Origin of the sequence: Streptomyces sp. NPDC046215 (assembly GCF_040646215.1) — a bacterium.
In the GTDB taxonomy this organism is placed as follows: domain Bacteria; phylum Actinomycetota; class Actinomycetes; order Streptomycetales; family Streptomycetaceae; genus Streptomyces; species Streptomyces stramineus.
In genome coordinates, this window is the sequence record NZ_JBEYZW010000050.1 from 1 (window position 1) to 23,488 (window position 23,488).

General features: G+C 69.1%; 25 protein-coding genes and 3 pseudogenes. 19 read left to right on the forward strand and 9 right to left on the reverse strand.

What is annotated here, in order from left to right; all coding sequences use genetic code 11:
• Positions 1-378: 378 nt before the first annotated feature.
• Together ABZ951_RS21410 and ABZ951_RS21415 are read right to left on the reverse strand one after the other, a co-directional pair.
• Positions 379-546 carry a hydrophobic protein gene (locus ABZ951_RS21410; protein ID WP_344083970.1) on the reverse strand — a complete coding sequence of 56 codons (168 nt, stop codon included), beginning with the start codon at positions 544-546 and terminating at the stop codon, positions 379-381.
• 119 nt (positions 547-665) lie between these two features.
• Complete coding sequence (locus ABZ951_RS21415; RefSeq protein WP_344083974.1) at positions 666-872, reverse strand: hypothetical protein; 207 nt, start codon at positions 870-872, stop codon at positions 666-668.
• Positions 873-1,255: 383 nt separating this feature from the next.
• Here ABZ951_RS21415 and ABZ951_RS21420 point away from each other — a divergent pair, with 383 nt between their 5' ends.
• The 4 genes from ABZ951_RS21420 to ABZ951_RS21435 all read left to right on the forward strand — a co-directional run bounded on the left by ABZ951_RS21420 (position 1,256) and on the right by ABZ951_RS21435 (position 2,791).
• Positions 1,256-1,525: a hypothetical protein gene (locus tag ABZ951_RS21420; protein WP_344083977.1), complete on the forward strand. Its 270-nt coding sequence runs from the start codon at positions 1,256-1,258 to the stop codon at positions 1,523-1,525.
• Between the two features lie 79 nt (positions 1,526-1,604).
• Positions 1,605-1,964 (forward strand): ANTAR domain-containing protein, encoded by a 360-nt coding sequence (locus ABZ951_RS21425; RefSeq protein WP_344083979.1) that lies wholly within the window; start codon positions 1,605-1,607, stop codon positions 1,962-1,964.
• Between the two features lie 53 nt (positions 1,965-2,017).
• A complete protein-coding gene (locus ABZ951_RS21430; RefSeq protein ID WP_344083982.1) occupies positions 2,018-2,374 on the forward strand; it encodes a PRC-barrel domain-containing protein in 357 nt (118 codons plus the stop codon).
• A gap of 129 nt (positions 2,375-2,503) precedes the next feature.
• A complete protein-coding gene (locus ABZ951_RS21435) occupies positions 2,504-2,791 on the forward strand; it encodes an ANTAR domain-containing protein (protein WP_344083985.1) in 288 nt (95 codons plus the stop codon).
• Between the two features lie 159 nt (positions 2,792-2,950).
• Here ABZ951_RS21435 and ABZ951_RS21440 read toward each other — a convergent pair whose 3' ends face one another.
• Entirely contained in the window at positions 2,951-3,553 is a 603-nt protein-coding gene (locus ABZ951_RS21440) for a hypothetical protein (RefSeq protein WP_344083988.1), read from the reverse strand.
• A 192-nt stretch (positions 3,554-3,745) separates the two neighbouring features.
• Positions 3,746-4,045: a hypothetical protein gene (locus ABZ951_RS21445; protein ID WP_344083991.1), complete on the reverse strand. Its 300-nt coding sequence runs from the start codon at positions 4,043-4,045 to the stop codon at positions 3,746-3,748.
• 371 nt (positions 4,046-4,416) lie between these two features.
• Between ABZ951_RS21445 and ABZ951_RS21450 the strand changes: the two genes are divergently transcribed.
• Positions 4,417-5,250 carry a DUF1206 domain-containing protein gene (locus ABZ951_RS21450; protein WP_344083994.1) on the forward strand — a complete coding sequence of 278 codons (834 nt, stop codon included), beginning with the start codon at positions 4,417-4,419 and terminating at the stop codon, positions 5,248-5,250.
• A 294-nt stretch (positions 5,251-5,544) separates the two neighbouring features.
• Here the strand turns inward: ABZ951_RS21450 and ABZ951_RS21455 are convergent.
• Together ABZ951_RS21455 and ABZ951_RS21460 are read right to left on the reverse strand one after the other, a co-directional pair.
• A pseudogene (locus tag ABZ951_RS21455) lies at positions 5,545-5,652 on the reverse strand (WYL domain-containing protein); the annotation flags it as partial.
• Positions 5,603-6,196: an HTH domain-containing protein gene (locus ABZ951_RS21460; RefSeq protein WP_344083997.1), complete on the reverse strand. Its 594-nt coding sequence runs from the start codon at positions 6,194-6,196 to the stop codon at positions 5,603-5,605. The gene ABZ951_RS21460 and the pseudogene ABZ951_RS21455, both read right to left, overlap by 50 nt.
• Before the next feature lie 63 nt (positions 6,197-6,259).
• On the opposite strand from ABZ951_RS21460, the gene ABZ951_RS21465 reads away from it, so the two are divergent.
• The 11 genes and pseudogenes from ABZ951_RS21465 to ABZ951_RS21515 all read left to right on the forward strand — a co-directional run bounded on the left by ABZ951_RS21465 (position 6,260) and on the right by ABZ951_RS21515 (position 16,695).
• Complete coding sequence (locus ABZ951_RS21465; RefSeq protein WP_344084000.1) at positions 6,260-7,768, forward strand: MFS transporter; 1,509 nt, start codon at positions 6,260-6,262, stop codon at positions 7,766-7,768.
• A 147-nt stretch (positions 7,769-7,915) separates the two neighbouring features.
• Positions 7,916-8,746: a VOC family protein gene (locus ABZ951_RS21470; RefSeq protein WP_344084003.1), complete on the forward strand. Its 831-nt coding sequence runs from the start codon at positions 7,916-7,918 to the stop codon at positions 8,744-8,746.
• Between the two features lie 120 nt (positions 8,747-8,866).
• Complete coding sequence (locus ABZ951_RS21475) at positions 8,867-9,271, forward strand: VOC family protein (RefSeq protein WP_344084006.1); 405 nt, start codon at positions 8,867-8,869, stop codon at positions 9,269-9,271.
• 97 nt (positions 9,272-9,368) lie between these two features.
• Positions 9,369-9,632, forward strand: a complete 264-nt coding sequence (locus ABZ951_RS21480) for a Gfo/Idh/MocA family oxidoreductase (protein WP_344084009.1) — start codon at positions 9,369-9,371, stop codon at positions 9,630-9,632.
• A gap of 11 nt (positions 9,633-9,643) precedes the next feature.
• Positions 9,644-10,315 carry a gfo/Idh/MocA family oxidoreductase gene (locus tag ABZ951_RS21485; protein WP_344084012.1) on the forward strand — a complete coding sequence of 224 codons (672 nt, stop codon included), beginning with the start codon at positions 9,644-9,646 and terminating at the stop codon, positions 10,313-10,315.
• Positions 10,316-10,418: 103 nt separating this feature from the next.
• Positions 10,419-12,710 (forward strand): excinuclease ABC subunit UvrA, encoded by a 2,292-nt coding sequence (locus ABZ951_RS21490; RefSeq protein ID WP_344084015.1) that lies wholly within the window; start codon positions 10,419-10,421, stop codon positions 12,708-12,710.
• A gap of 78 nt (positions 12,711-12,788) precedes the next feature.
• A pseudogene (locus ABZ951_RS21495) lies at positions 12,789-12,953 on the forward strand (IS5/IS1182 family transposase); the annotation flags it as partial.
• A gap of 566 nt (positions 12,954-13,519) precedes the next feature.
• A complete protein-coding gene (locus tag ABZ951_RS21500) occupies positions 13,520-13,711 on the forward strand; it encodes a hypothetical protein (RefSeq protein ID WP_344084018.1) in 192 nt (63 codons plus the stop codon).
• A 129-nt stretch (positions 13,712-13,840) separates the two neighbouring features.
• Positions 13,841-14,260: a hypothetical protein gene (locus ABZ951_RS21505; RefSeq protein WP_344084021.1), complete on the forward strand. Its 420-nt coding sequence runs from the start codon at positions 13,841-13,843 to the stop codon at positions 14,258-14,260.
• Positions 14,261-14,286: 26 nt separating this feature from the next.
• Entirely contained in the window at positions 14,287-15,261 is a 975-nt protein-coding gene (locus ABZ951_RS21510; protein WP_344084024.1) for a pentalenene synthase, read from the forward strand.
• 66 nt (positions 15,262-15,327) lie between these two features.
• On the forward strand, positions 15,328-16,695 hold the full coding sequence (locus tag ABZ951_RS21515) for a cytochrome P450 (RefSeq protein WP_344084027.1): 1,368 nt from the start codon (positions 15,328-15,330) through the stop codon (positions 16,693-16,695).
• 143 nt (positions 16,696-16,838) lie between these two features.
• On the opposite strand, the pseudogene ABZ951_RS21520 reads toward ABZ951_RS21515, so the two are convergent.
• Positions 16,839-17,182, reverse strand: a pseudogene (locus ABZ951_RS21520) (transposase); the annotation flags it as partial.
• 887 nt (positions 17,183-18,069) lie between these two features.
• On the opposite strand from ABZ951_RS21520, the gene ABZ951_RS21525 reads away from it, so the two are divergent.
• Positions 18,070-19,533, forward strand: a complete 1,464-nt coding sequence (locus tag ABZ951_RS21525) for an AarF/UbiB family protein (protein WP_344084030.1) — start codon at positions 18,070-18,072, stop codon at positions 19,531-19,533.
• 54 nt (positions 19,534-19,587) lie between these two features.
• The gene (locus ABZ951_RS21530) at positions 19,588-19,758 is read left to right on the forward strand and encodes a hypothetical protein (protein WP_344084034.1); all 171 of its coding nucleotides are present in this window, start codon (positions 19,588-19,590) and stop codon (positions 19,756-19,758) included.
• Between the two features lie 663 nt (positions 19,759-20,421).
• Here the strand turns inward: ABZ951_RS21530 and ABZ951_RS21535 are convergent.
• Positions 20,422-20,730 carry a hypothetical protein gene (locus ABZ951_RS21535; protein WP_344084037.1) on the reverse strand — a complete coding sequence of 103 codons (309 nt, stop codon included), beginning with the start codon at positions 20,728-20,730 and terminating at the stop codon, positions 20,422-20,424.
• Between the two features lie 18 nt (positions 20,731-20,748).
• Positions 20,749-20,991, reverse strand: coding sequence for a hypothetical protein (locus tag ABZ951_RS21540; RefSeq protein ID WP_344084040.1), 243 nt, complete (start codon positions 20,989-20,991; stop codon positions 20,749-20,751).
• A 606-nt stretch (positions 20,992-21,597) separates the two neighbouring features.
• Here ABZ951_RS21540 and ABZ951_RS21545 point away from each other — a divergent pair.
• The gene (locus ABZ951_RS21545; RefSeq protein WP_344084043.1) at positions 21,598-23,448 is read left to right on the forward strand and encodes a 1-deoxy-D-xylulose-5-phosphate synthase; all 1,851 of its coding nucleotides are present in this window, start codon (positions 21,598-21,600) and stop codon (positions 23,446-23,448) included.
• Positions 23,449-23,488 lie beyond the last annotated feature (40 nt).

Consider the following 23,488-nt stretch of genomic DNA (forward strand, 5'->3'; position numbering starts at 1 on the left):
TTCACCCTCGGGCGCCCTTTGTCATTTACCAGCTACCCCTCCCCCAAACCACGGGGGGGGGCCGGGCGGGTGGGGCCCCCCGCGGGGGGGCCACCAACCGGGGCGCTCGGGGTCAGCGCCTGAAGGCGCCCTTGGCCTTGTCGCCGGACTGCTTGAGACCTCCGGAGATCCGGTCGGTCCTGTCCTGCCTCCGCAACCGCCTGTTGCCGGCGGTCCTGCCGAAGCGTTCCGTGATCCGGCCGGTGAAAGCCTGTGTCTTGTGCCTGATCGTTTGTCCCACGCTCATGGCTGTCCTCTGCTCGTTCGATGGGTGGGGCTCCCGCGAGTGATCGCCGTGCAAGCCGCCATTTCCGCGGGCAGGGCCTGGCGCCGGGGGGATCAGCCGTGACTGCGGCCGGCCCGGCGCCTGCCGCCGCGCCCGCGCATCACGAAGCCGACGAGCCAGAGGACCAGAAGCGCGGCCGCGACGTACCACAGGATCTGCATCGTGAAGCCGAACCCGAAAATCACCAGGATCAGCAGAAGGAGAAGAATCCAGACGAGCATCGCCGGGCCTCCAGATCGCGGCAATTGTTCCTGGTTTCCGCGGGGTCCGGGCGAAGCGGGAAGGTGGAATGCTTCGCCCGAACGATCCGGAGCGGCATAGCCCTACGCCGTGCTGCCAGTCAACGCCCGGCGACGCCCCTTGTCAATGGCCCTTGGAAGCCGACGGGTTGGCCGAGCGCAGCCGGGACGTCCGGGGCGATCGGAGCCTCGGCGGGAGCTTCGGTCGGCTCGGCCGGCGGCAGGACGTGCTCCTCCCACCAGGCAAGGCCCATGACGGTGGCGAGCAGGACGAAGGGGACCGAGGCCGGAACGATCAGCGCGTACATGCGTACCGCCTGGGGTCAAATGCGTGCGACGCTGCGGGCAGGGGATCGGTGCCCGCGTGGAGCGCATCGAGGCCGTGCCGGGATCACGTGGCGAGGGGCGGGTGCGGGAGCGGCCACGCTTGTGACGCGGCGAGTTTTGGCAGCGATGCGCACGGTGCGCTCCCTGGGGAGCGCGAGGACTGTTCGGCGCAGCCGGGGGCCGGGGCGGCACGGCGCACGCTAGTCCTATAGGGCAGTCGCTGACCAGATGTCAGGTGTGCATCTGCGTGAGGTAGTCACGCGGTGACGCGGCGAGGTATGCACGGTCTCTTGACGGGACTATGCTGCGAAGCGAGGCCCCGGTCCCCGGCAGCGAGGTCCCGTTCCGCCCGGGGAGGCCCATCGTGATCGTCTTGTTCGCCATCCTGATCGTGGCCCTGTTCGGCTTCGGCTTTTTCCACCCCCTGTGGTGGGCGGCCGCGGCCGTGCTTATCTTCGTGGCCGTGCACTACGGCCGGAGGCATGAGGGCAGCCGGCGCCAGGACGGCAACGTCGAGTACCGCGACTACCGGAACTACCGCGACCGTGAGAACCGCTGGGACCGCCGCTACCGGCGACAGCGCCAGGGGCTCTGGAGTCGCCAGAACCGTCGCGACGAGCGGCATCATCGGTGACCGATTCAGTCCCCCGGTGCCCGGGGCCCTCGGCAGCTCTGCCGGGCGGGCGCATTCAGTGCGTGGTGAGGTAGGTGTCATGGAGCGGAAGGTCAGGATCCAGGAGGACCGGTGGATGATGGCGGCGGAAGTGGCCTGGGGCGGTGCGGCTCTGGATCCGGCCGTCGTCGAACTGCGCGCTGGGATCGCCCGGTCGCGCCGGGCCCTGGGCGGCCGGGCGGTGATCGACCAGGCCCTCGGCGTGATGATGACCTTGGTTCCATGCCCCCGCAGGCAGGCCGGTGTCCTGCTGGCGGATGTCTCGCGGCACGGCCTCCTCTCGCCCCGGGAGGTGGCCGCCGCCCTCGTCGCCACCTGCGAGGGAAGCCCGTTCCCCGAGCACCGGGACCATGCGCTGCGCGGTGCGCTGTGGCGCCTGCACACAGCAGGCCGGACATGAGGACCCGCGCCGAGCGCGCGTCACCAGCAGCTGAATCCAGACGGGAGATATCCATGATCCAGTCAGCTGATCTCCGCGAATGGCGCGGCGGGGACGTCATCGATACCGACGGGCACAAGATCGGTGTCCTCGAAGCGGTCTATGTCGATACCAGCACCGACGAGCCGGCCATGGCGACGGTACGGACCGGGCTGCCCACCCGGCACCGGCTGCTGTTCGTCCCCCTCGACGGCGCGATCGTAGGTCCGGGTTATCTCAAGGTCACCTATGCCAAGGCACTGGCGAAGGCGGCCCCCTCGATCGGCACGGACGACGTGCTGCCCGCCGAGGACGAGGCTGCACTCTTCAAGCATTACGGGCTGCCCTACGAGCTCGGTACGGAAGGGGAGCGGCAACTCGCCCGCCGCTGACCGCCGGCGGTGCCCATGGGGGCGTAGGCCATGGCTCTCATCACTGTGCTGTGAGGTAGGTGCCATGTGTCAAGCGACCACACCCGGCGAAGAGCGGAGACTCCTGACGACTGAGGCGTCGGCCGGAATGTGGCTCTCGTCATCGAGATCCTCGAACTGCGTGCGGAGAACGATCAGTTGACCAGGGCGCTGTCGAGCCGCGCGGTGATCGACCAGGCGCGCGGCATGGTGATGGCTCTGGCGCCGTGTCCCAGCGAGCGGGCCTGGGAGCTGCTGGTGGACGTATCGCAGCACTGCAACGTCAAGCTCCGGGATGTGGCCGCGTCCCTGGTCGCCACTGCGGAGGGCGAGCCGCTTTCCGAGCGGATGCGACGGGAACTGCGCGGCGCGCTAAGGCGCCTCGACGAACGGCGCTGAGGGCCTGTGCGTGCTGTGGACGGCACCGGGAGCTGTGTTCCCAACTCTCCGGTGCCTTCGTCCGGGCCGGCCGTCGAACGCCCTGCTCGGGTAGCCCGCCCCGGTGGGCGCAAACACGGATCCGGCATCTGCGCTTGGCCCACGTCCGGGTCAGCGTTGCTATTCGGGCCGCTGGGTCCGGGCGTTGTGCGCCAGACCGTCGGGATGCTCTGTCGTGCGCTCTCCGAGCTGAAGGACCAGTACGCGCAGCGCTGGTGGGCCGGGTGGCTGTCGGCGGATCTGCCCGACCTCCTGCCAGCCCCAGGCTGTGAAGGTGGATATCGCCGAGTGGTCGGACTGATCGACCAGGGTGACGCCGAGGGATGCCTGGTGGTCGGAGAGGAGGCGCTCCTGCAGTCGGCGGGCGAGTCCGGGGGCGTCCTCGTGTGGATGGATGAGGGTTTCGGTGATCGCGAAGGCGTGTCCGGACGCGGTGAGTTGTTCGAGGGTCTGGGGCAGGGGGACGTCGAACCCCTGCCACCAGGAAACGTCACGCTCCACGGGAACTCCGTAGGCGCAGCCGGTCAGTGCTTCTGCCTCGACGACCAGCATGTCGAAGCCGGGTCGTTGTGCGCCGTGCGCCAAGCGGTGCAGGAACGCCTGTCGGCCGTGGAACTCCTCGCCGGATGGAGTGGTGGTGGATTCCACGTACAGGTCCGCGAGGTCCTCTCGCAGGCCCTCGGTCTGCCAGCGGTTCAGCCGGCGCAGACGCACGGCGTCCATGGCGTGCGGCTCTGAGCTGTCGGGGTCATGTGAGTGCTGCGGAGTGTGCATGGGGCGCCTCGGTTCAAGAGACCGGGAGACGTGCGGGGCGGTATCGTGCCCAACTGGCGGTGCGCGGCCGGGGTCCGGGGTGTCTGCTTCGCAGCATAGCCCCGGACCGGTACTGCGTTGCCGCCCGCTGATGGCACAGGATCACTGGGGAGCGGGCAGGTAGACGGTGAGGGCGTGGCCCCTCTTGTCGAGGACGAGGGTGTCGGCGGCGGGGCTGACTTCTCCGTCGCGGGTGGAGTCGCCTACCGTTCCCCGGCCGTCGATGCGCAGGCGGGTGGCGATCGCGATGCAGCGGCCACCAGCGGCAGGTCGCCGCTGCTCCCCGCCGGGCACGGTGTCGACCAGCATGCGCGCGGGCGAATGCACGCCTGAGAGGGCGCGGGCGGCGGCGATGCCTGCCGCGACGGGGATGAGGACGACTCCCAGTCGGGGATTCTCCAAGGTGGCGGCCGTCGCGAAAGCGGCAGCGCCGGCTGTGCGGTGGGACGAGGACATCCCGCTCGGCGGATACGCAAGGGTCGGCGCTTGTCGAGCACCTTGGTGGCGACCTGGACGGCGGCAGCGGCAAGGGCCAGGGAGCCGGTGCCGCGCAAGGCGGCCCGGCGAGCGCTGCGGTTGCCGGTCAAGCCCTTCGTGGCCAGGGGGGCGAGGTTCGTGCGTTCGGCGGGACGCGGTTCGTGGGTTCGCATACCGGCCGGGTACCCCTGCAGGTGGTGAACAGGCTGCTGCGCGTACGACGCTTCGCGCCTCCATGCGGGGGCACTCGGGGTCCAGGACGCGCGTCGCGCGCCCATAGCTGTGGGGAGGACCTCGTGACGTCGTCTCAAGCACAGGACAGGGGCGGGGGCGCGGGTTCTGCCGCCCACGCCGCCAAGGAGGAGACGCTGACCGCTGCGGGCCGGGCGGGCTTCGTCGCACGTGGTGTCGTGTACGTCCTCATCGGAGCCCTGGCGATTCAGATGGCCCTGGGGAGTGGCGGGGAGTCGGCGGACCGGCAGGGGGCGCTGGACCAGGTCGCGGAGCAGCCCTTCGGAGAGGTGATGCTGTGGGCGCTGGTCGTCGGCTTTGGCTGCATGGCGCTGTGGCGGGGCTCGCGCGCAGTGCTCAGCAGGGGGCCCGAGCGTAAGGCATCCTCGCGACTCCTCGACGGCGGCCGGGCGATCTTCTACTCCTCGGTCTGCTGGGGAACCGCGGTGTTCGCCGCCGGTGGTGGCCAGGGCTCCAGCGGCAACGCGAAGTCCAAGGACTGGACGGCGTCGGTGCTGAAGCTGTCGTACGGCCAGGTCCTTGTGGGGGCCGGGGGTTGTCTCCTGATCGGTATCGGTGCCGTGCTCGCGGTACGGGCGGCGATGCGCAAGTTCCTGCGCCAACTGGACGTGGGCGCGATGAGCGACCACACCCGGCAGGTGGTCACCGGCCTGGGGGTAGGCGGGGGCGTGGCACGCGGCCTGGTGTTCGCCGCGGCCGGCACCTTCATCCTGATCGCGGCCATCCGCTTCGACGCGACCGAGGCTAAGGGGGTGGACGCCACGCTGCGCAGCTTCACCCACACACCGGTGGGCCCGTGGCTGCTGGTCGCCGTGGCGATCGGCCTGATCCTCTTCGGGGTCTTCTCCTTCGCCTCGGCGCGCTGGCGCCGCCTGTGAGCAGGGACTACCACGGCCCCCGCTCTGCGAGCCTGTGACGTTCCCCTTTGGGCACCGTGATCGCGGAGGGGGAGTGGTGGGCCTGAACCGGGCAGGTGGTTGCTGGAGCAGTCGATGGTGCAGGTGTTGGTGTCGAGGGGCTGGATGCGGTCGGCCAGGGCCCAGGTGCGGCGGCGGATGGTTTCGGCGGGTTACCGGACCGTGGCGATGGCTCGGTAGCGAACGGGGGGCGGTGGCGATTTTGCCGGCGACGTAGGCGGCGGGGTCTTCGCCGGGGACGGGGCGAGGGGGGAAGTGGTGCCGGGTGGGGGAGAGGCGGGTGACGCGGTCGAGGCGGTAGTCGCGCCAGGCGTTAGTGCTGATGTCGTGGGCGAGGAGGTACCACAGGCCGCCGGAGGCGATGAGGTGGTGGGATTCGACGCGACGGGGGGCCTGCGCGCCGCCGCGGGGTGGTGTAGTCGAAGGCGACGGTCTCGTGGTCGCGGCAGGCGGCGGTCAGCAGGGCCAGGGTCGCGGGGTCGGTGCGCGGGCCGTGCTGCCTCCAGTCGATGGTGGCGGTGGCCTGGTGCAGGGCGGCGACCTGGGTGCGCAGCCGGTGGGGCAGGACCTGTTCGAGATTGGCCAGGGCGCGCAGGGCGGTTTCCTCCATGCCGGTGAGGTGGCCGGCGGCGGTGCGCAGGGCGACGGCGGTGGCGGTGGCTTCGTCGTCGTCGAGCAGGAGAGGCGGCATGGCGGTGCCGGAGGCGAGGCGGTAGTCGCCGACGTGGCCGGTGGTGCCTTCGACGGGGTAGCCGAGCTCGGGCAGGCGGTCGATGTCGCGGCGGATGGTGCGGCCGGTGGCGCCGAGGCGTTCGGCGAGTTCGGCGAGTTCGGTGCCGGACCATTCGCGGCGCGTCTGCAGCAGGGACAGCAGGCGCAGCATCCGTGCGGGAAGGTCGCTCGTCATGTTTTCCAGAATGGCCGCCCTTTACGGACGTGAGGTGTCCTAAAAGCCTCCTAGCGTGAGGGCATGCCCGAGAACAAACCCCTCCGAACTCCTTCGAACGCGGTCGATCCGCGCAGGTGGGCGGCGCTGGCCGTGGTGCTGATCGCCTCCTTCATGGACGCGGTCGACGTGACCGTGGTCCACATCGCCTTGCCCGACATCCAGGCCGAGACCGGCGCGTCGACGGCGCAGGTGCAGTGGATCACCGGCGGGTACGCGCTGGCGTTCGCGTTGGGGCTGATCACCGGCGGCCGACTGGGCGACCTGTTCGGCCGCAAGAAGGTCTTCCTGCTGGGGGTGGTCGGCTTCACGCTCACCTCGCTGGTGTGCGGCCTCGCCGGGAGCCCGGAGCTCCTGCTGGCCGGGCGGATCGCGCAGGGCGCGATGGCGGCGCTGATGGTGCCGCAGGTGCTCTCCATCATCCATGTCACCTTCCCCGAGCGGGAGCGCGGCAAGGTCTTCGGGATCTACGGCTCGGTCATGGCCCTGGGCACCCTCGCCGGGCCCCTGGTCGGCGCCCTGCTCATCGAGGGGGACCTGTTCGGCCTCGGCTGGCGGCCGGTTTTCCTGGTCAACCTGCCGCTGGGCATCGCCGGACTGGCCGCCGGGGCCCTGCTGATCGGCGAGTCGAAGGCCGAGCGGGCCGCCCGCCTGGACCTGGTGGGGGTGGTGCTGGCCACGGCGGGCCTGCTGGCGCTGGTCCTGCCGCTGACGCAGGGCCGGGAGCTGGGCTGGCAGGTCTGGACGTACGGGTCGATGGCTGCCTCCGTACCGGTTCTGGGCGCGTTCGTGGCCTGGGAGCGGCGCCTGGCGCGGCGCGGCGGGTCGCCACTGGTGGTGCTGTCGCTCTTCTGGCGGCGCAGCTTCGCCGGCGGGCAGGGTGTGCAGCTGCTGTTCGGCCTGGCCTCGGGAGTGTTCTTCCTGGCCTGGACGCTCTACCTGCAACTGGGGCTGGGCTTTTCGCCGCTGAAGGCGGGGCTGTCGGGGATGCCGCTGTCGGCGGCCATGATGGCCGGCGCCGGGCTGTCCATGCAGCGGCTGGTGCCGCGCTTCGGCCGCCGGGTGCTGCAGGCCGGCGGGCTGCTGGCCGCGGCGGGCATGGTGCTGTTCGTCGGCCTGGCCGGTCACTACGGCACGGAGATCGCCGTGTGGCAGACGATGCTGCCGCTGATCCCGATGGGCCTGGGCATGGGGATGATCATCGCTCCGCTGACCGACGTGATCCTCTCCGAGGTTCCCCACGAGCACGCCGGCTCCGACTCCGGGCTGACCAACACCACCATGCAGCTCGGCCAGGCTGTCGGTGTGGCTCTGTCTTCGGTCGTCTTCTTCGGCCGGCTCGGGCCCGGCAGCCCCACCGCCCAGGCGCAGCAGATGCCGCACGCCTTCGCCGGTTCCCTGTGGTACGTCGCCGGCTCCTTCACCGCCGCGTCCGCCGTCCTGTTCGCTCTGCCCCGCACCGCCGGCACCAAGGCCCCGGCTGCGGCTGCCCCGGAGCGGGAGCAGGAGGCCGGGCCGGTCCCGGTCGGCTGATACGCCGCCGGCACCGCGGCCTCACTCCAACGGCCCGCACCACGGGCCACCCGCACCACAGGGGGGCAAGGCTCGACACCACAGCCTGTTCCCGCTCCCTTTTGACCCCGTACCGCACCCGCGAAAGGCATTTTCATCATGGGTTTCATGTCTCCCGGCCAGGTGGTCTGGTTCGAGATCGGCACCACCGACCCGAAGGCCGTCACCGACTTCTACGGCCCTCTCCTCGGCTGGAGTTTCGAGGTCGACCCGGACTCCTCGGTCGACGGCCGCACCTACACCCGCATCCTCGCCCCGGGCGCACCCTGGCCGATGGGCGCCATCCAGCAGGGCGACACCGGCGGTGAGACCCTGAACCTCTCTGTCCTGTCCGCCGACGTGCACGCCGATGTCGACAAGCTCACCGCGCTCGGCGCGCAGATCGTGGTCCCGGCCACGGCGGTCGGCGAGGTGACGGTCTTCGCCCGTCTGAAGGATCCACGCGGGAACGTCTTGTCCCTGTTCTCCCGTGGCGAGTCGGCCCAGCTCGCCGAGCGGGCGCAGGCGACCGAGGAGCACATGCAGCAGGCCGCGGCCGCGCCGCAGCCCGGCGCGATGGCCTGGTTCGAGATCGGCACCACCGACCTCCAGGCCACCACCGACTTCTATGCCAGCGCGTTCGGCTGGCGCATCGAGAAGGACGAGACGGCCGGCGGCAAGCCGTACTTCAGCATCTTCGGCCCCTCAGCCGAGTGGCCGTCCGGCGGCCTGTGGGACCACAGCGGCGACAGCACCGAGGGGGCCGGGGCCGACTATATGATGCCCTGCTTTCTGGTCCCCGATGTCGTCGCCACCACCACCGCAGCACAGCAGGCGGGCGCCCGCGTCGAGTACGGGCCCGATACCACCCCCGACGGGCTGGTCTACTCCCGCCTCCTCGATCCGCGCGGCAACCGCTTCGGGCTGTTCTCCCCGCCCGCCCAGACCACCGACGTCTGACCCCTGCAGGAAGCGGACCGCGGCCGGCGCCCCCTGCGCCGCCCGGTCCGCCGACATCGACTGCACGCTCTGCGGCCTCGATACCCGTCGGCGGCGGGAACACGGAAAGGATGCATCCCCATGAGCACCACCCCCTCCACCGGCACTCTCAGCGGCTCGGTGATCTCGTACGCGATCTGGGCCGACGACGGGCGCCGGCTCGCCGAGTTCTACGCCGCCGCACTGGGCAGCGAGGTCGGCGAGCCCTACCCCGACGAGCACGGCAACGAGGTCGCCTTCCCCGTCACCGTCGGCAACGCGATGTACGTCTTCTGGACCTCCAGCTCCTTCACCGCGCCCGCCTGGCCGCAGCAGGAGCTGCCCTTCCACATGGACCTGGCCTTTCCCGATGTGGCCGCCGCCGAGAAGCGGCTGCTGGAACTCGGGGCGAACAAGCCCGACTTCCAGCCCGGTGGCGAGCACTGGACGGTCCTGCTGGACCCCTCCGGCCAGCCGCTGTGCATCAGCCAGGCCCAACCCTCCTGACCGCAGGAGTTGGCCGGGCCGCACGCCGGAGGCACAGGCGCACTGCCCTGCCCGGCCCGGCACACCGTCCCCGCTCATTGAAAGGAACCGATCCCTCGTGAAGATCGCCCTGTTGGGAACCAACTTCGGCCAGGCGCACGCCGCCGTCTACGCCGCTCGCGACGATGTCGAGGTGGTGATGTTCGGCCGCGACGCGGACAAGACCGCACAGGCCGCCGGACAGTTCGGGTTCGCCGCCAGCACTGACCTGGACGCCGCCTTCACCGACCCCTCCTTCGACTTGGTCGATGTCTGTCTGCCCATCGCGCTGCATGCGCCGATGGTGCTGCGCGCGCCCTGGAGGCCGGCAAGCACGTTCTGACCGAACTGCCCATGGCCGGTTCCCTGGAGGAGGGCCGCACGATCGTGGCCGCCGCCGAGTCGAGCGACCGGCACGTGTTCGTGGACATGTTCGAGCGGTTCATCCCCGCCAACCAGGCCCTCAGCGACGCCGTAGGCGAGGGTACCTACGGCCGACTCCAGGAACTGACCTGCTGGAACGCGGTCGCTCTGTTGTGGCCGGGCGCTTCGCTCGGGCTGAAGGCGCTGCCGATGGAGGCCATGCACAGCGAACTGGACCTGATCACCCGGGCCCTCGGCACACCGGACCAGGTACACGTCACCGCGGTGGGACGCGACGCGGACGCCGGCGCCCTCGAGGCCACCCTGGCCTTCGACGGCGCGATCGCCCGCAGCTCGGTCTCCTCACTGCGGCCCAAGCCGTGGGGTGCCCGCAGCGGCTACACCGCCGCCTTCGCCCACGGCGTCCTTGAGTGGGTCTCGGCCATGGGCTACGACGGCAAGCCGGCCGGCACTCTCACCGCCTACAGCGACGAGGGGGCCCACGAGGTGGAGCTACCCGCCGCTGACCAGTACACGGCGATGATCGACCATGTGCTGGCCGTGCTGCGCGGTGAGGCCGACAACGAGATCAGCCCGGCCAGCGCTCTGGCCGCACTGGAGCTGACCTGCAAGATCGACCAGCAGGTCAACCCCGCCACCTGACCGTCCAGCCCTGTCCCTGTTGCCACCCGGTCCCGACCGCGTGGCAACAGGGCCCCAGGCCGCACCCCGCCCGCACGCCCCCAGCCAGCCAGAAAGCACCACCATGTCCCGTAAGACATCTGCGCACGGCGAGATCGTCATCACCGGCGCCCGCGTCCATAACCTCCAGGATGTTTCGCTGCGCGTCCCCAAGGGTGTCATCACTGTCTTCACCGGGGTGTCCGGCTCCGGTAAATCCTCCATCGTCTTCGACACCATCGCGGTGGAGTCGCAGCGGCAGTTGAACGAAACGTTTCCCTTCTTCGTCCGCAACCGGCTGCCGAAGTACGAGAAACCCGAAGCCGACCTCATTGAGGACCTTTCCCCGGCGATTGTGGTCGACCAGAAGCCGCTGGGCGGCGGATCACGCTCCACGGTGGGCACCATCACGGACATCGCCTCTCTGATCCGGTTGCTGTTCTCCCGCGCCGGGTCGCCCAGCGCCGGCATGTCGACGGCCTATTCCTTCAACGACCCCACGGGCGCCTGCCCCACTTGCCAGGGCCTGGGCTACACCATCCAGCCCGATCTGGAGAGGTTTTTCGACCAGGAGCAGTCCCTGGACAGCGGGGCACTGCGCTTCCCCCTGTTCAACGTCGGCGGCGTGCAGTGGTCCCTGTTCACCCGCTCCGGGACGCTGAATACCGGCAAACAGCTGAAGAAGTACACGAAGGCTGAGTGGCACATCCTCCTGCATGGCCGCGGCCCAAAGACCCCGGCAGGCGGAGCGGCCAAGAGCGTCGATGACGAGGGCATCCTGGACCGCTTCCACCGCCTCTACCTCAACCGCGACCTGTCCACGCTCTCCCAGCGCACCCGCGAGGCGGTGGAGGAGTTCACCACCGAGGGCGAATGCCCCACCTGTCACGGTGCCCGCCTCAACGCAGCCGCGCTGAAAACGAAGATCAACGGCCACAGCATCGCCGACCACATGGCCATGGAAGTCACCGACCTCATCGACGTCCTCGGCAAAGTCGATCACCCGCTCGGCACGCCGCTCGCCCAGGCAGCCGTCCACGCCCTGGAGCGCATCGAACAGATCGGACTGGGCTACCTCCACCTCGGCCGGGAGACCGGCACCCTCTCCGGTGGCGAGGCCCAACGCCTGAAAATCGTGCGCAACCTCGGCTCCAGCCTCACCGGCATGACCTACATTTTCGACGAACCCTCCACCGGCCTGCACCCGCGCGACGTCCACCGCGTCAACGACCTGCTCACCCAGCTCCGCGACCAGGGCAACACTCTCCTGATCGTCGAGCACGACCGCGACGTGATCACCCGCGCCGACCACATCATCGACATGGGCCCCGGCGCCGGCACCCACGGCGGACAGGTCATCTTCGAGGGCACCGCGGCGCAACTGCGCCGCGCCAAGACCCCCACTGGCCGCCACCTCGATGCCGCCGTCCCGCTCAAGACCGATGTGCGCACCTCCACCGGCAAACTGAAGATCACCAAGGCGCATCTGCACAACCTCAAGAACGTCAGCGTCGAGATCCCCACCCGCGTTCTGACCGCCGTCACCGGCGTGGCCGGCTCCGGCAAATCCACCCTCATCAGCAACGTACTGCGCGCCCAGCATCCCGAGGCGGTCTTCATCGACCAGCAGGGCATCGGGTCTTCCTCGCGCTCCACGCCCGTCACCTGGGTGGGAGTCATGGACGCCATCCGCATCGTTTTCGCCCAGGCCGGCGGCGCCAAGCCTGGCCTGTTCAGCTTCAACTCCACCGGTGCCTGCCCCGCCTGCGGCGGCAAAGGCACCATCACCGCCGACATGGCCTTCGCCGACCCCGTCACCACCACCTGCGAAACCTGCCAAGGCACCCGCTACAACGACCAGGCCCTCGCCCACACCCTGCACGGCCGCACCATCGTTGACGTCCTGGCAATGACAGCCCAGCAGGCCGTGGACTTCTTCACCGCACCTGCCGAGAAGAAGATCCGCAGCCCCCTCGAAACCCTGATTGAGGTCGGCCTCGGCTACCTCACCCTCGGCCAGCCCGTCTCCACCCTCTCCGGCGGCGAACTTCAGCGCCTCAAACTCGCCGGCCAGCTCGGCCGTACCAGCACCATCTACGTCCTGGACGAACCCACCACCGGCCTGCACATGGCCGACATCGAAATCCTTCAGCGCCTGCTCGACCGGCTCGTCGACGACGGCAATACCGTCATCGTCATCGAACACAACCTCGACCTCATCAAACGAGCCGACTGGATCATCGACATGGGCCCAGAAGGAGGCCGCCACGGCGGCCAACTCGTCTTCACCGGCACCCCCAACCAACTGCTGCACCACCCCACCTCCCACACCGCCCAAGCACTCCGCAACGACCTCGCCCCCTCCCTCAGGAACTGAGAAACCGCCCCTGGCCCCGACTCATAGGCACCACACCCAGTCAGGCGGAGCAGGGCGGATGGAACAGTGTCGACCGAGTTGCGGCAGGTGGCACCGTTGTTCGGGGCCTCGAAGTCTGCGGCCGACCACAGCCTCGATCACCTGGCGCCCTTGCCGGCCATCTCGCCGGCACGACGGCCACGCAAGGACACCGTCTACATCGTCGACGGCACCCTCGTGCCCACCCGTGACCGCAGCGTGGCCGCTTCCAGCACGGGCGGGCGTGCGGCTGGCGTTTGTATGACTTTACAGCGCTGGGGGTGTGCGCCTTCTCCGAGCGGGGGTATATGGCCCAACTATTGAGTGGAGGGTGGTGACCTGGTTCCTGTTCCTTCCTGCTTCTGCCGTGCCGGTGGGAAGCCCGCGTGCCTGTGTGCGGGTGTCCGGTACGCAGGCCCCTTACCGGACCTGTCTGTCACCCCATTGATGCCGGGGTGTCCGCAGCCGTGGCGGGTCGGTGTTTTCGGATCTTGTCGTGAGGTGGTTACTGTGGCCGTTGTGTCCGGGGTACCGGGCGTTGCGGTGCGGCTGTCCGGGCGCGGGCTGCCTCGCCGGGAGGGGGTGCCGACTGTGCCAGGCCGGTTCGCTCCTGTCGGGCCGGCGGGGCCGGTTCTGGTAGGGCTTGGTGGTGAGAGCTTTGGCTCTGTGATCCGGATCTGAGCAGGACCTGCAACTGCACCTCCTGAAAGCGGGCCGTCATGATTCATTCAGCTTTCCGCACTCTTTCGTCCGTTCCCCCTCAACCCGCTTTGTGTGCGAGTGAGGTACGGGTGGCCACCGAGATCCGGCACCCCGGCGGCACGCTCGTGCTGTGCCTGTCGACCCCGTTGCTTGAAGGACCCTTCGCCCGCACGGCGTGCCTGGTGCGTTCCGGCCCGGTGACGCTGCCGTCCATGGGGACACCCAGCACTTTCCACGCCGTGGTGGCCTCTGCCCCGCGCGATTTTCCTGAGTCGGTCTGATGGTTCTTGCGACCCGGGCCCTGCGGTGGTGCTGGCGGCGGATGCGCTGGCCGGGTCCGGGCTGCTGGAGGCGGGCCAGGCCGTACCGGTGGCCATGGATGCCTGGGCGGGGGGCGTTCCCGCACGGTAATGCTGGCGTCGCCGCGGTCGATGTGCGCAGGGGTGGAGCGTGCGATTGAGGTGTTTGAGGCTCTGTTGGAACGCCATGCCGATACTGGTCGTCCGGTGTTTGTGAGGAAGCAGATCGTTCACAACGTTCATGTCGTAAGAGTTCTGGAGTCGCGTGGTGCGGTGTTCGTGGGCGAGCTGGATGAGGTTACGGATGGGTCGGTGGTGGTGTTCTCCGCCCACGGCGTCTCCTCGCAGGTGCAGCCTGTCTTCGATACCGGCGGCTCCGTCCAGCCCTCCGACGCCACAGAAGCGATGATGTTTGCCGCCCGAGTACTGGGCAGCGGACAACCTGACAGCCGTCGGCTTCGATTCCCTTCTGGAGTCACAGTGAGGTCGACCCGCACGGCGTCCCGCACACAGGTGCCACACATCCCATAGACCATCACATGTCCTGGGACTGATGTATGCCGCAAGACATCGAGTTCTTCATCCCCTTCCCCTCCAGGATCAGCCCAGAGGTGAACCGTGCGCGCCCCCGGCATGTCGCATGGATGCAAGACCATGGGCTGCTGCCTACCACCGAAGCCGTCGCGTACCAGAAAGCCATCGACACCGCCGTCGTCGTGGGCCGGTTCCATCCGCAAGCAGTCGGCGACGAATTGAACCTGGCGATGGACCAGATGGCGTTCTTCCGCTACTACGACGACCACTTCGACGGCACTCTCGGCCAGGACCCCCAAAAGACCGAGCACGAGGCCAGAAGGGTCATTGAGGTGCTCCACGAGCCCGGTCGGGCGGACCGGTCGGTCCCGATGGTGGCGGCTTTCGCGGACATGTGGAGCCGGTCGGCCGAGGGGATGCCCAGTGCCTGGCGGGAGCGTGCTGCCCGCGACTGGGAGCACTTCCTGTCCGGCTTCGCGGTCGAAGCCGCCTGCCGGCAGGGGCGAAAAGTGCTGGATATTCCCGTCTATCTGGAACTGCGGCGGCTGACGATCGGTGTCCGCCCCGTGGTCAACCTGGCAGAACGCATCTCCCGCTACGAGGTCCCGCCACGCATGTTCGCCGGTGGGAACCTGGTACAGATGCGCGACCTCGCCGAGGACGTGGTCACCCTGGTCAACGACGTGCAGTCAGTCGAAAAGGAAGCCGGCAAGGGCGACTTCCTCTTCAACAGCGTCCTGCTCCTCGAACACAGCCACCACCTGTCTCGGCCCGAGGCCATCAGCGCCGTACGCGACATGGTCAACGACCGGATGCGAACCTTCCTGCACCTGGAAGAGGGCCTGCCCCGGCTGTGCGACGGACTCGCGCTCACCGCTCAAGAGCAGGAGGCCGTTGCCGGGTATGTCACCGACGGGCTCCGCACCGTCATCCGCGGCAACTACGACTGGGGCAACAGCACCCGACGCTACCGCTCTCCCTCGGCCCCAGCTCTCTAAAAGCAGACGTCCGGTGACCGTGAGGCACTCGGCCGGCTCCCATACCCGCGAAGAGAGGTGTCACCGATGGCAAAGAGCCTCGCACCCCGCAGTCAGCCCTACCAGTTGGCTGCTGCCCCCGGAAGGCGACCGCTGCTCGGCCATGTGCTCCCGCTCTGGCGCCGTCCTCTGGAATTCCTGGAGTCATTGTCCGTGCTGGGCGATCTAGTCAAGATTCACATCGGCTCATGCCCCGCCTACATGGTCTGCCACCCCGAGCTGGTCCAGCGCGTACTCGTCAACGCGCAGGCCTTCGACAAGGGCGGACCTTATTACGACACCGCCCGGACATTGGCCGGAAATGGAATCTCCACATGCGGATGGGAGGATCACCGCCGTCAACGGCCACTGGTCATGCCAGTATTCCAAAAACAACGGATCACGGCCTACACCCGCACGATGGCTCAGGAGATCGCAGACGTCACCGCCGCCTGGCCGTCCGGACGGGCATTCGACATCACCGCGGCGGCACACTCCCTTACTGTCCATATCACCGCCAAGGCCCTTTTCTCCGGCCATCTCGGCGCGTCCGCCGTCGACACCGTTGACAAGTGTCTGCCAGTGGTCGTCAAGGGTCTTTACCCCCGGATGCTCACACCCGTCAAGTCCGTCTACAAGATCCCCACGCCCGGAAATCGTCACTTCGACCGCTCACTGAGCAAGCTTCACCAGTCCATCGACGAGGTCATCGCTGCCTACCGGGTCACCGGAACCGACCACTCCGACGCACTCTCCGCCTTGCTCGACCACCACGATGAGAAGACGGGTGATCGACTCAACGACGCAGAGGTCCACGATGAGGTCTTGGGCATCCTAGTGGGGGCGGTTGAAACTACCCCGGCACTCCTGGCTTGGACCTTCTACCTTCTGAGTGAATATCCCGAGGCCGCAGCAAGGGTACGTGAAGAGGCTAAGTCGCTCCTGGCCGGAAAACCCGCAGAACCCGACCACATTGCCCACCTGAAATACACCCGCCGTGTACTCACCGAAGCCCTGCGTATGTACCCGCCAGTCTGGATCGTCTCGCGCGTCACGACAACCGACGTCGAACTGGCCGGGAAGATCCTGCCGCCCGGCACGGCTGTGATGTGGTCTCCCTACATCCTTCACCGCAATCCCCGCCTGTTCCCCGAGCCCGAGAGGTTCGACCCCGACCGCTGGCTGCCGGGAGCATCTCCCGCCCCGCCGCGCAACGCCATGATCCCTTTTGGAGGCGGAAGCCACCGATGCCCCGGCGAAACCTTCGGCCTCAACGAAGCGACCCTCGTGCTAGCCACCGTCACCAGGCTCTGGAAGCTGCACGCCGCATCTGGTGCCATCCTCCGGCCACTCGCAAAAATGACCCTGAGTCCCGGCCGGATCCCCATGGTCAAACTGCCGATCACGCAACCATAAACCCTCAAACGGCACTCCCTCACGGATGACTGGGGAAGGGGACGGAGCCCGATCCGGCAATTCCAACGATGCGCAGCAAGGCGACTTCACTATCCGGAACCACCGTAAACATCGCCCCCAAAGGTTGTCTCGGGGCGTCGTAATCAGCCTCCGCTGAGGGCGAGATTGCGCATGTGGGCAACGCCGCTGGTGGCCCAGAAGACGCCGGCGCCCTTGAGGCGGCAGTCGCGGAGGTTCTTCCAGTCCTTCATACGGGCGAAAGCGTGCTCCACGCGGGCCCGGACCTGCCGGTGCGAGGCGAGGCGTTGTGCCGTTCTTTTCAGTCGGGCAGCCGGTCCTGTCCGGCCGGGCGCCGGTGGGGCATGAGGACCCCGGTTCCCTGGTAGCCGCCGTCAGCGAGGACGGTCGCGTGACCGCAGGCGTCCTTGATGCCGGATTCGGCGAAGGCGGTGCAGTCGTTGCGGTTGCCCGTCAGGGGCCGGCCGACCTTGCCGTCGACGGCCGCACCAGGCGCTGGCACTGACGAGGGCGCAGTCCGGTGAACACCTCTATGGGCTCACTGCATTGAGCGGTGAAGATCTGCAAAAGCAGCCCAACGCAGCAATGGACCAGGAGTTACGAGACAGTCTTAACGACCTCGTGCATGGTTGGCGGTGGCGTGTTCGAAGCCATGAGCATTGATCATGGTTGGTGCGACACGGTCATCCGCCGGCAACCGGCCCGGATATCGCCAGCGCCGCAGCGGCCGGGGAGGGAGCAGCGGAGCGACGCGTTCTCACAGGTCATCAGGCATAAGATCATCCGACACCCACACAACTCTGCCGCCACCGAGCCCGCCTGCCAAGACCATCTATCGGGCGCATTTTGAAATGACCAGTTAGGCGTCACAATCGAGACGTCATATCCGATCAGCGGGACGGGGTGGTAACGGTTGCGGACATGGGGGTCCAGGCTATCGAGCGCCGTTACCGGCCGCTGTGAGCCTGCCGACGCCCCTTGCGCGCCACTGTGGACGGGGTTGCCGATCGACGGCGGTGTGTCGTGCACTGGAGCACCGGCATGTGAGGAGCCGGGCCGCACGCGTGCGGTAGCGGTTCGACGGTTTTTCGGGGCGAAGCGGCCGTGAGGTCACGGTGTGGGCACGACTGGGCCCCCGCGCGGGTGCCGGCTGCCGCGCGCCTGTTCATGCCCTCGCGCGCCGCTGGGGTTGGGGTTGTCGGCAGGTGGCGGTTTGCCGTGCACTGGAGGTACGAGGGAGAGCGGGGATTACTCGTCCTCCGACGTCGTTGGCGGGCCGGGCGCCACCTGGTCTGGCGTGTGGCGTGTTTAGGGGAGGAGTAAGTGGGCGGTGGCCGCGCACGGCACGTTACCCGTGTGCTGGGGCGGCTGCTCGCCGAGCAGGCCCGCTCACAGCGGGCGAAGCCGGGGGAAGGCGCTGAGGAGCGGGCGCGGGCCCTACGGGAGGCGCTGCAGGAACTCGGTCCCTTCTATATCAAGATTGGCCAGATGCTATCCACCCGCCCGGACTTCGTCTCACCGGTTGTCTTGCGGGAGTTGAAGCTCCTGCACGACCAGGTGTCTCCCGCGCCGTTCACGGTGTTCGAGCCGGTGCTGGCGGATGAGCTCGGGCCGCGGTGGCGGCGGCTGTTCCGGGAGATCGACACTTCAGCGCCGCTGGGCGCCGCCTCGCTGGCCCAGGTCTACCGGGCGCAGCTGACCGACGGCACGTCGGCGGCAGTGAAAATTCAACGCCCACAGGTTGAGGGGGTGTTGATGGACGACATGCGGCTGCTGCGTCGGGCGGCTCGCGTGCTGGCGCGGGCGGCTCCCCGGTTCACCGCCGTGGTGGACGTGCCGGCCATGCTGAGTGTGCTGTTCGAGGCCATGGCGGCGGAGGCCGACTTCCGCGTCGAGGCGGGAAACATGCGCCGGGGGCGGAGGCTGGCGCTAGAGTTCGAACACCTGTCAGTGCCCCGCGTATTGATGCCGCCGACGCGTCGAGTACTGGTGCAGGCGCTGGCCCCGGGGGTGTCGATCCGTGACGCCGATCCCGGAGACTTCACCGCGGCGCAGCGTGCCGCTATTGGCCGGGACTTGATGGCGTTCATGTATCGCGGCTACTTTCTCGACCGGTATTTCCATGCCGACCCGCACCCAGGCAACATTTTCGTCGCTCCGGACGAGCCCGCGCATCTGATCGACTGGGGAATGGTGGGCCGCATGGAGAGCGGCGCCAGCCGGGGGTTAGTGCTGGCTTTGCTCAACGTCGCCGCCAATGACGGCGCGGGCCTGGCCACGACCTGGATCGAGATGGGCAACCCCACGGCATGGGCCGATCTCGCCGGGTTCCGCTCAGACATCAGCCTGCTCGTCCCCAAGCTCAGCTCCGTCTCTCTTGAGGAGCTCGACTTCGGTGTCACCCTGACGGCGATCCTCATGCATGCCACCCGTCGCGGCATCCGCACCAGCCCGGTGATTTCCCTGCTGGGCAAGTCTTTCGCCAACCTGGAAGGGTCTATTCGCTACCTGTGTCCGGAGCTGTCCATCACCGACGTCTTCGCTGACAACCTCCGCACCATCATCTTCGGCCTCGCCCGCGAGACCCTCTCCGAACAGCAGGCCGCCCGCACCGCCCTCGATCTCATGATCGCGGCCCCCGGTGCTCTCCAGCAGACCCGGGGCATCCTGCGCACTATCGCCGACCAGGACCTCACCTTCCACGCCAAGGTCGCCGGCGAGTCCAACGAACCCGGGAAGCTCAGTGACACCGGCTCCCGTACGTTCTGGGCCGCCCTTGTCCTGGCCGTCTTCCTCGTCAGAAGAGGCAGGAGGATGTGAGCCCGGGATACACCGCCTGCCCGGTCCCGCCCGCCACGAAGGGTAAGCCCCTTGTTGTCGCGTCCCCGTGGTCTCTTCTTCTGGCTGGTCCTGATCATCTTTCTGTTCTTCATCGCGACCGCTCCCGTCGCCACCGCCCACGCGATCCTGGTTGTCTGGCGGGCGGTCATTACCCTTTTCACCGGGCTGAAGACGTTCATGAGTGTGCTCAGCTCCGCACGGTGACGGCGGTCGGCCGGCTGTCCCGAGGCGGGGCAGGAGCCCGCTTTCCCCTCGCGCCGTGGCGGCCTGAGAGCCGTCCCGAGCAAAGGAGTTCCTCGGTGCGGTTTCCCCGCAACGCCTTACGATGCACGCTCATCGCCGTGTCTCTGGCGGCGGCCACCGGATGCGCTTCGTTCAGCGCCACGTACGTTGAGCCGGCCCCGCAGCGGCCGCCTGCGGTTCCGTCGTCGGCACCTGGCAGGAGCGGTCCGACCGCACCGACGGCCTCCGCCGCGTCGCCCTTCCCGTCCGCGGCCCCGTCCGTCGGCGCATCGCGGCCGGGCCCGCTGCCCGCCACCGCCTCCTCCCCGGCCCGCGACGCCCCGTCGGCGCCTTCGGCGGGCAGCCGGGACATCCTGTCCCAGCGCTCCGCGACGCCACTCAGACCCGATACCGGTCCCAACGGGGGCAACGGAGCCCCACCGAGCCGCAGTCGTGCATGGGACGAACCTTCGTCGGCCGCCGAGGCCACACCGCCGTGCCGCCGACCGGCCTCGGACGGCACGACGCCGTTCGACCGGCCTACGGCCGACGACGCGCCGCCCGCCTCCCCGTCCACCGGTGCCGACCCAGGGGAGCACGACGTGCCGGACGGCACCGCCGACAACGATTGCGTGTGACGCTGTATCAGTCCCGCTTGAGCGCCAGCAGCATTGTGAACGCAGCGGACGGCACACCCCCGCGTTCGAAGGAGACGGGCAACCAGGAAAGCGCCCCAGCGAGGACGGCGGCCAGGACCTGGTAGGTGCAGTCCTGATCCGTGGCCGCGTCCCGCGCCCGGAAAATGGCCCCCTCACGTACGTCGTCCGCCAACTCGCCGAACGAGACGGGCCGGCGCGCGGTGGCGTCGTGCAGTGAGCCGTCGTGGTGGCGGGCCAGCTCACGTACCATCCGGGCCCGTCCGGGCGGCTCGTGGCGCGGGGCGTCGTCACGCATCAACGCACCCGAGACCCGTCAGGCACGGGTGCTCTTGTCGGCCGCCACCTGCCGGGGGCCGACGTGACCGGTCCGGGCGGCCGGCCGGTGGTCGTCATCCTTGTCGGGCCGAACAGCGTTGCTCGCTGCCGTGCGCAGGTCGTGCTCCAGGTCGCGTGCCCGGTCCAGGCACTCGTCGGTGAAGTCCTTCGCGTCATCGAGCACGTCGCCGATGAAACGGATGAGGCCGCTTCGGCGGCGGCCCTTGGAGCGGGTGGTCATGACTGGCCCTTTCTTCTGCGCCGGCTCTTCCGGCTCACGCGCGCGGGCAGGGGTGCCGTGCCCAGGCGGCGCCCTCACCGGGCGGGCCCGGCCACTCCATTCATGAGGACATGCGCCGCCCGCCCCGTCCAGACGCGCACCGGCCCGGCTGGCGGCACTCGGATGCCGGGGGAGGGGCGTGGGGGCGTACGGTGTAGTTGCCCGCCCCGTGGCTCCCGACGCGCTCCGACGGTGTTTCACACCACGCTTGTGGCCGCCTCAGCGCTCCGGCACGGAGAGGCCGGGACGAGCCGGGTGGCACGCACGGTGGGAAGCCGGCCGGTACCGTCTCGCGCAGGCGTTCGCGGAGGCCCCACCGTGCTTCCCCTGGTCGGCGAATGCACCTGCCGCTCCGCGTCCGGGCTGGTGGAGGCTGGGTATGCGCACGTGGACGATGACACCCAGGCCCTCCACCAAGTGGCGGTTGCCGGACCGCGGTGCGGCGGCCATGACGAAGCCGCGTCCGGAAAGAGTACGGCGTGGATCACCGCACACGGGCCCACCGCCGCGGGTGAGGCCTCTGATCAGCCCAGCGTGGAGGACCTTATGCAGAACCCTCCTGGCGGTATGACACACGTACCGCTGCTTCTGGCGTCCGTGACAGGCCCGGATGCCTTACGGGCCCTGTCGGCGGAAGCGCTGCCGGCGCTGGCGGAGGACATCCGGCGCTATCTGGTGGCGACGGTGTGCGCCTCAGGCGGTCACCTGGGCCCGAGCCTGGGGGTGGTAGAGCTGACGATCGCCTTGCACCGTGTCTTTCATTCGCCGCGCGACAGCGTCCTGTTCGACATCGGACATCAGGCGTACGTCCACAAGCTGCTGACCGGCCGCCAGAAGGGCTTCGAACAGCTGCGCCGGGCCGGCGGCCTGTCGGGATACTGCTGCCGCGCGGAGTCCGAACACGATCTGATCGAGAACTCGCATGCCTCCACCGCCCTGTCCTACGCCGACGGGCTGGCCAAGGCCCGCGCCCTGGCGGGGGAACGGGAGCGGGCGGTGGTGGCGGTCATCGGTGACGGGGCGCTGACCGGCGGCATGGCGTGGGAGGCGCTCGACAACATCGGCGCCGCTCGCGAGCGCCCGGTGATCGTCGTTCTCAACGACAACGGCCGCTCCTACTCTCCCACCACCGGCGCCGTCGCCACCCGCCTGGCCGCGCTGCGCGCACCCGGCCCGCACCCGGCCGGGAGCGACGTGTTCGCCGCGCACGGTCTGGCCTGTCTCGGGCCGGTCGACGGGCACGACATCCCCGCGCTGGAGGCGGCGTTCCGCCAAGCCCGTGCCCTTGCCCGCCCGGTCGTGGTGCATGTGGTGACGGTCAAGGGCAAGGGCTATCCGTTCGCGGAAGCCGACGAGGCGGACTGCTTCCATGCCGTCGGAGTGATCGACCCGATCACCGGCCGTTCCCCGGCCACCGTTCCTCCGGCCGTGCGGCAGCCGGCCACGTGGACAGAGGTCTTCGGCCAGGAGCTTCTGGCCCTGGCCGAAGAGCGTCCGGAGCTGGTGGCGGTGACCGCGGCGATGCTCCGGCCCACCGGCCTGCACCCCATGGCCGTGGCCCACCCCGACCGCGTCTTCGATGTCGGCATCGCCGAACAGCACGCCGTCACCAGCGCCGCGGGCTTGGCCATGGGCGGCCTCCACCCCGTCGTCGCGATCTACGCCACCTTCCTCAACCGCGCCTTCGACCAGATCCTGATGGACGTGGCCCTGCACCACCTGCCCGTCACCCTCGTCCTGGACCGCGCCGGGATCACCGGCCCCGACGGCCCCTCCCACCACGGCATGTGGGACGTCAGCCTCCTCGCCCTCGTCCCCGGCCTGCGTGTCGCCGCCCCCCGCGACACCACACGCCTCAAAGAACTGTTGCGCGAAGCCGTCGCCACCGATGACGGGCCCACCGCCCTGCGCCTGCCCAAAGCCACGTCCGGGCCGGACCTGAAGGCGCTGGCACAGATGGACGGCATGGACGTCCTCCACCGCAGCGCCGGCCGTCCCCTGGACGTCCTCCTCGTCACCACCGGCCCCACCGCAGGCGCCGCCGTGGCGGCGGCCCGGCAGCTGGACGAGGACGAAGAGATCGGCTCCACCGTGGTCGACCCCCGCTGGGTCACCCCCGTCAACCGTGCCCTCGTCCACCTCGCCGCACGCCACCACCTCACCGTGACCGTGGAGGACAACACCCGCACCGGTGGCTTCGGCTCCGTCCTCGCCCAGGCGTGCGCCGACGCCGCCGTCACCACCCCGGTACGCTGCCTGGGCCTGCCCCGGGCCTTCCTCCCCCACGGCACCCGCACCGACCTCCTGGCCGACGCCGGACTCGACGCCGACGGCATCGCCACCGCCGTCCTGCGCGCCCGCACCGACTGCCTCACCCACGACGTCGCCCCCCTCAACGGACGGCGGAGGTCACGATGACCACCCGCCTCCGGCTGCCCGCCCGGCCCCCCGGTTCCCC

Bases quoted from the DNA above. Each gene is read 5' to 3' on its own strand.
- ABZ951_RS21425 (WP_344083979.1), top strand. From the start codon at position 1,605: ATGGAGCGGAAGGTCAGGATCCAGGAGGACCGGTGGATGATGGCGGCG.
- ABZ951_RS21515 (WP_344084027.1), top strand. From the start codon at position 15,328: ATGGCAAAGAGCCTCGCACCCCGCAGTCAGCCCTACCAGTTGGCTGCT.
- ABZ951_RS21460 (WP_344083997.1), bottom strand. From the start codon at position 6,196: ATGACGAGCGACCTTCCCGCACGGATGCTGCGCCTGCTGTCCCTGCTG.
- ABZ951_RS21470 (WP_344084003.1), top strand. From the start codon at position 7,916: ATGTCTCCCGGCCAGGTGGTCTGGTTCGAGATCGGCACCACCGACCCG.
- ABZ951_RS21415 (WP_344083974.1), bottom strand. From the start codon at position 872: ATGTACGCGCTGATCGTTCCGGCCTCGGTCCCCTTCGTCCTGCTCGCC.
- ABZ951_RS21540 (WP_344084040.1), bottom strand. From the start codon at position 20,991: ATGACCACCCGCTCCAAGGGCCGCCGCCGAAGCGGCCTCATCCGTTTC.
- ABZ951_RS21430 (WP_344083982.1), top strand. From the start codon at position 2,018: ATGATCCAGTCAGCTGATCTCCGCGAATGGCGCGGCGGGGACGTCATC.
- ABZ951_RS21490 (WP_344084015.1), top strand. From the start codon at position 10,419: ATGTCCCGTAAGACATCTGCGCACGGCGAGATCGTCATCACCGGCGCC.
- ABZ951_RS21505 (WP_344084021.1), top strand. From the start codon at position 13,841: ATGCTGGCGTCGCCGCGGTCGATGTGCGCAGGGGTGGAGCGTGCGATT.
- ABZ951_RS21440 (WP_344083988.1), bottom strand. From the start codon at position 3,553: ATGGACGCCGTGCGTCTGCGCCGGCTGAACCGCTGGCAGACCGAGGGC.
- ABZ951_RS21485 (WP_344084012.1), top strand. From the start codon at position 9,644: ATGGCCGGTTCCCTGGAGGAGGGCCGCACGATCGTGGCCGCCGCCGAG.
- ABZ951_RS21465 (WP_344084000.1), top strand. From the start codon at position 6,260: ATGCCCGAGAACAAACCCCTCCGAACTCCTTCGAACGCGGTCGATCCG.
- ABZ951_RS21510 (WP_344084024.1), top strand. From the start codon at position 14,287: ATGCCGCAAGACATCGAGTTCTTCATCCCCTTCCCCTCCAGGATCAGC.
- ABZ951_RS21410 (WP_344083970.1), bottom strand. From the start codon at position 546: ATGCTCGTCTGGATTCTTCTCCTTCTGCTGATCCTGGTGATTTTCGGG.
- ABZ951_RS21475 (WP_344084006.1), top strand. From the start codon at position 8,867: ATGAGCACCACCCCCTCCACCGGCACTCTCAGCGGCTCGGTGATCTCG.
- ABZ951_RS21545 (WP_344084043.1), top strand. From the start codon at position 21,598: ATGACACACGTACCGCTGCTTCTGGCGTCCGTGACAGGCCCGGATGCC.
- ABZ951_RS21535 (WP_344084037.1), bottom strand. From the start codon at position 20,730: ATGCGTGACGACGCCCCGCGCCACGAGCCGCCCGGACGGGCCCGGATG.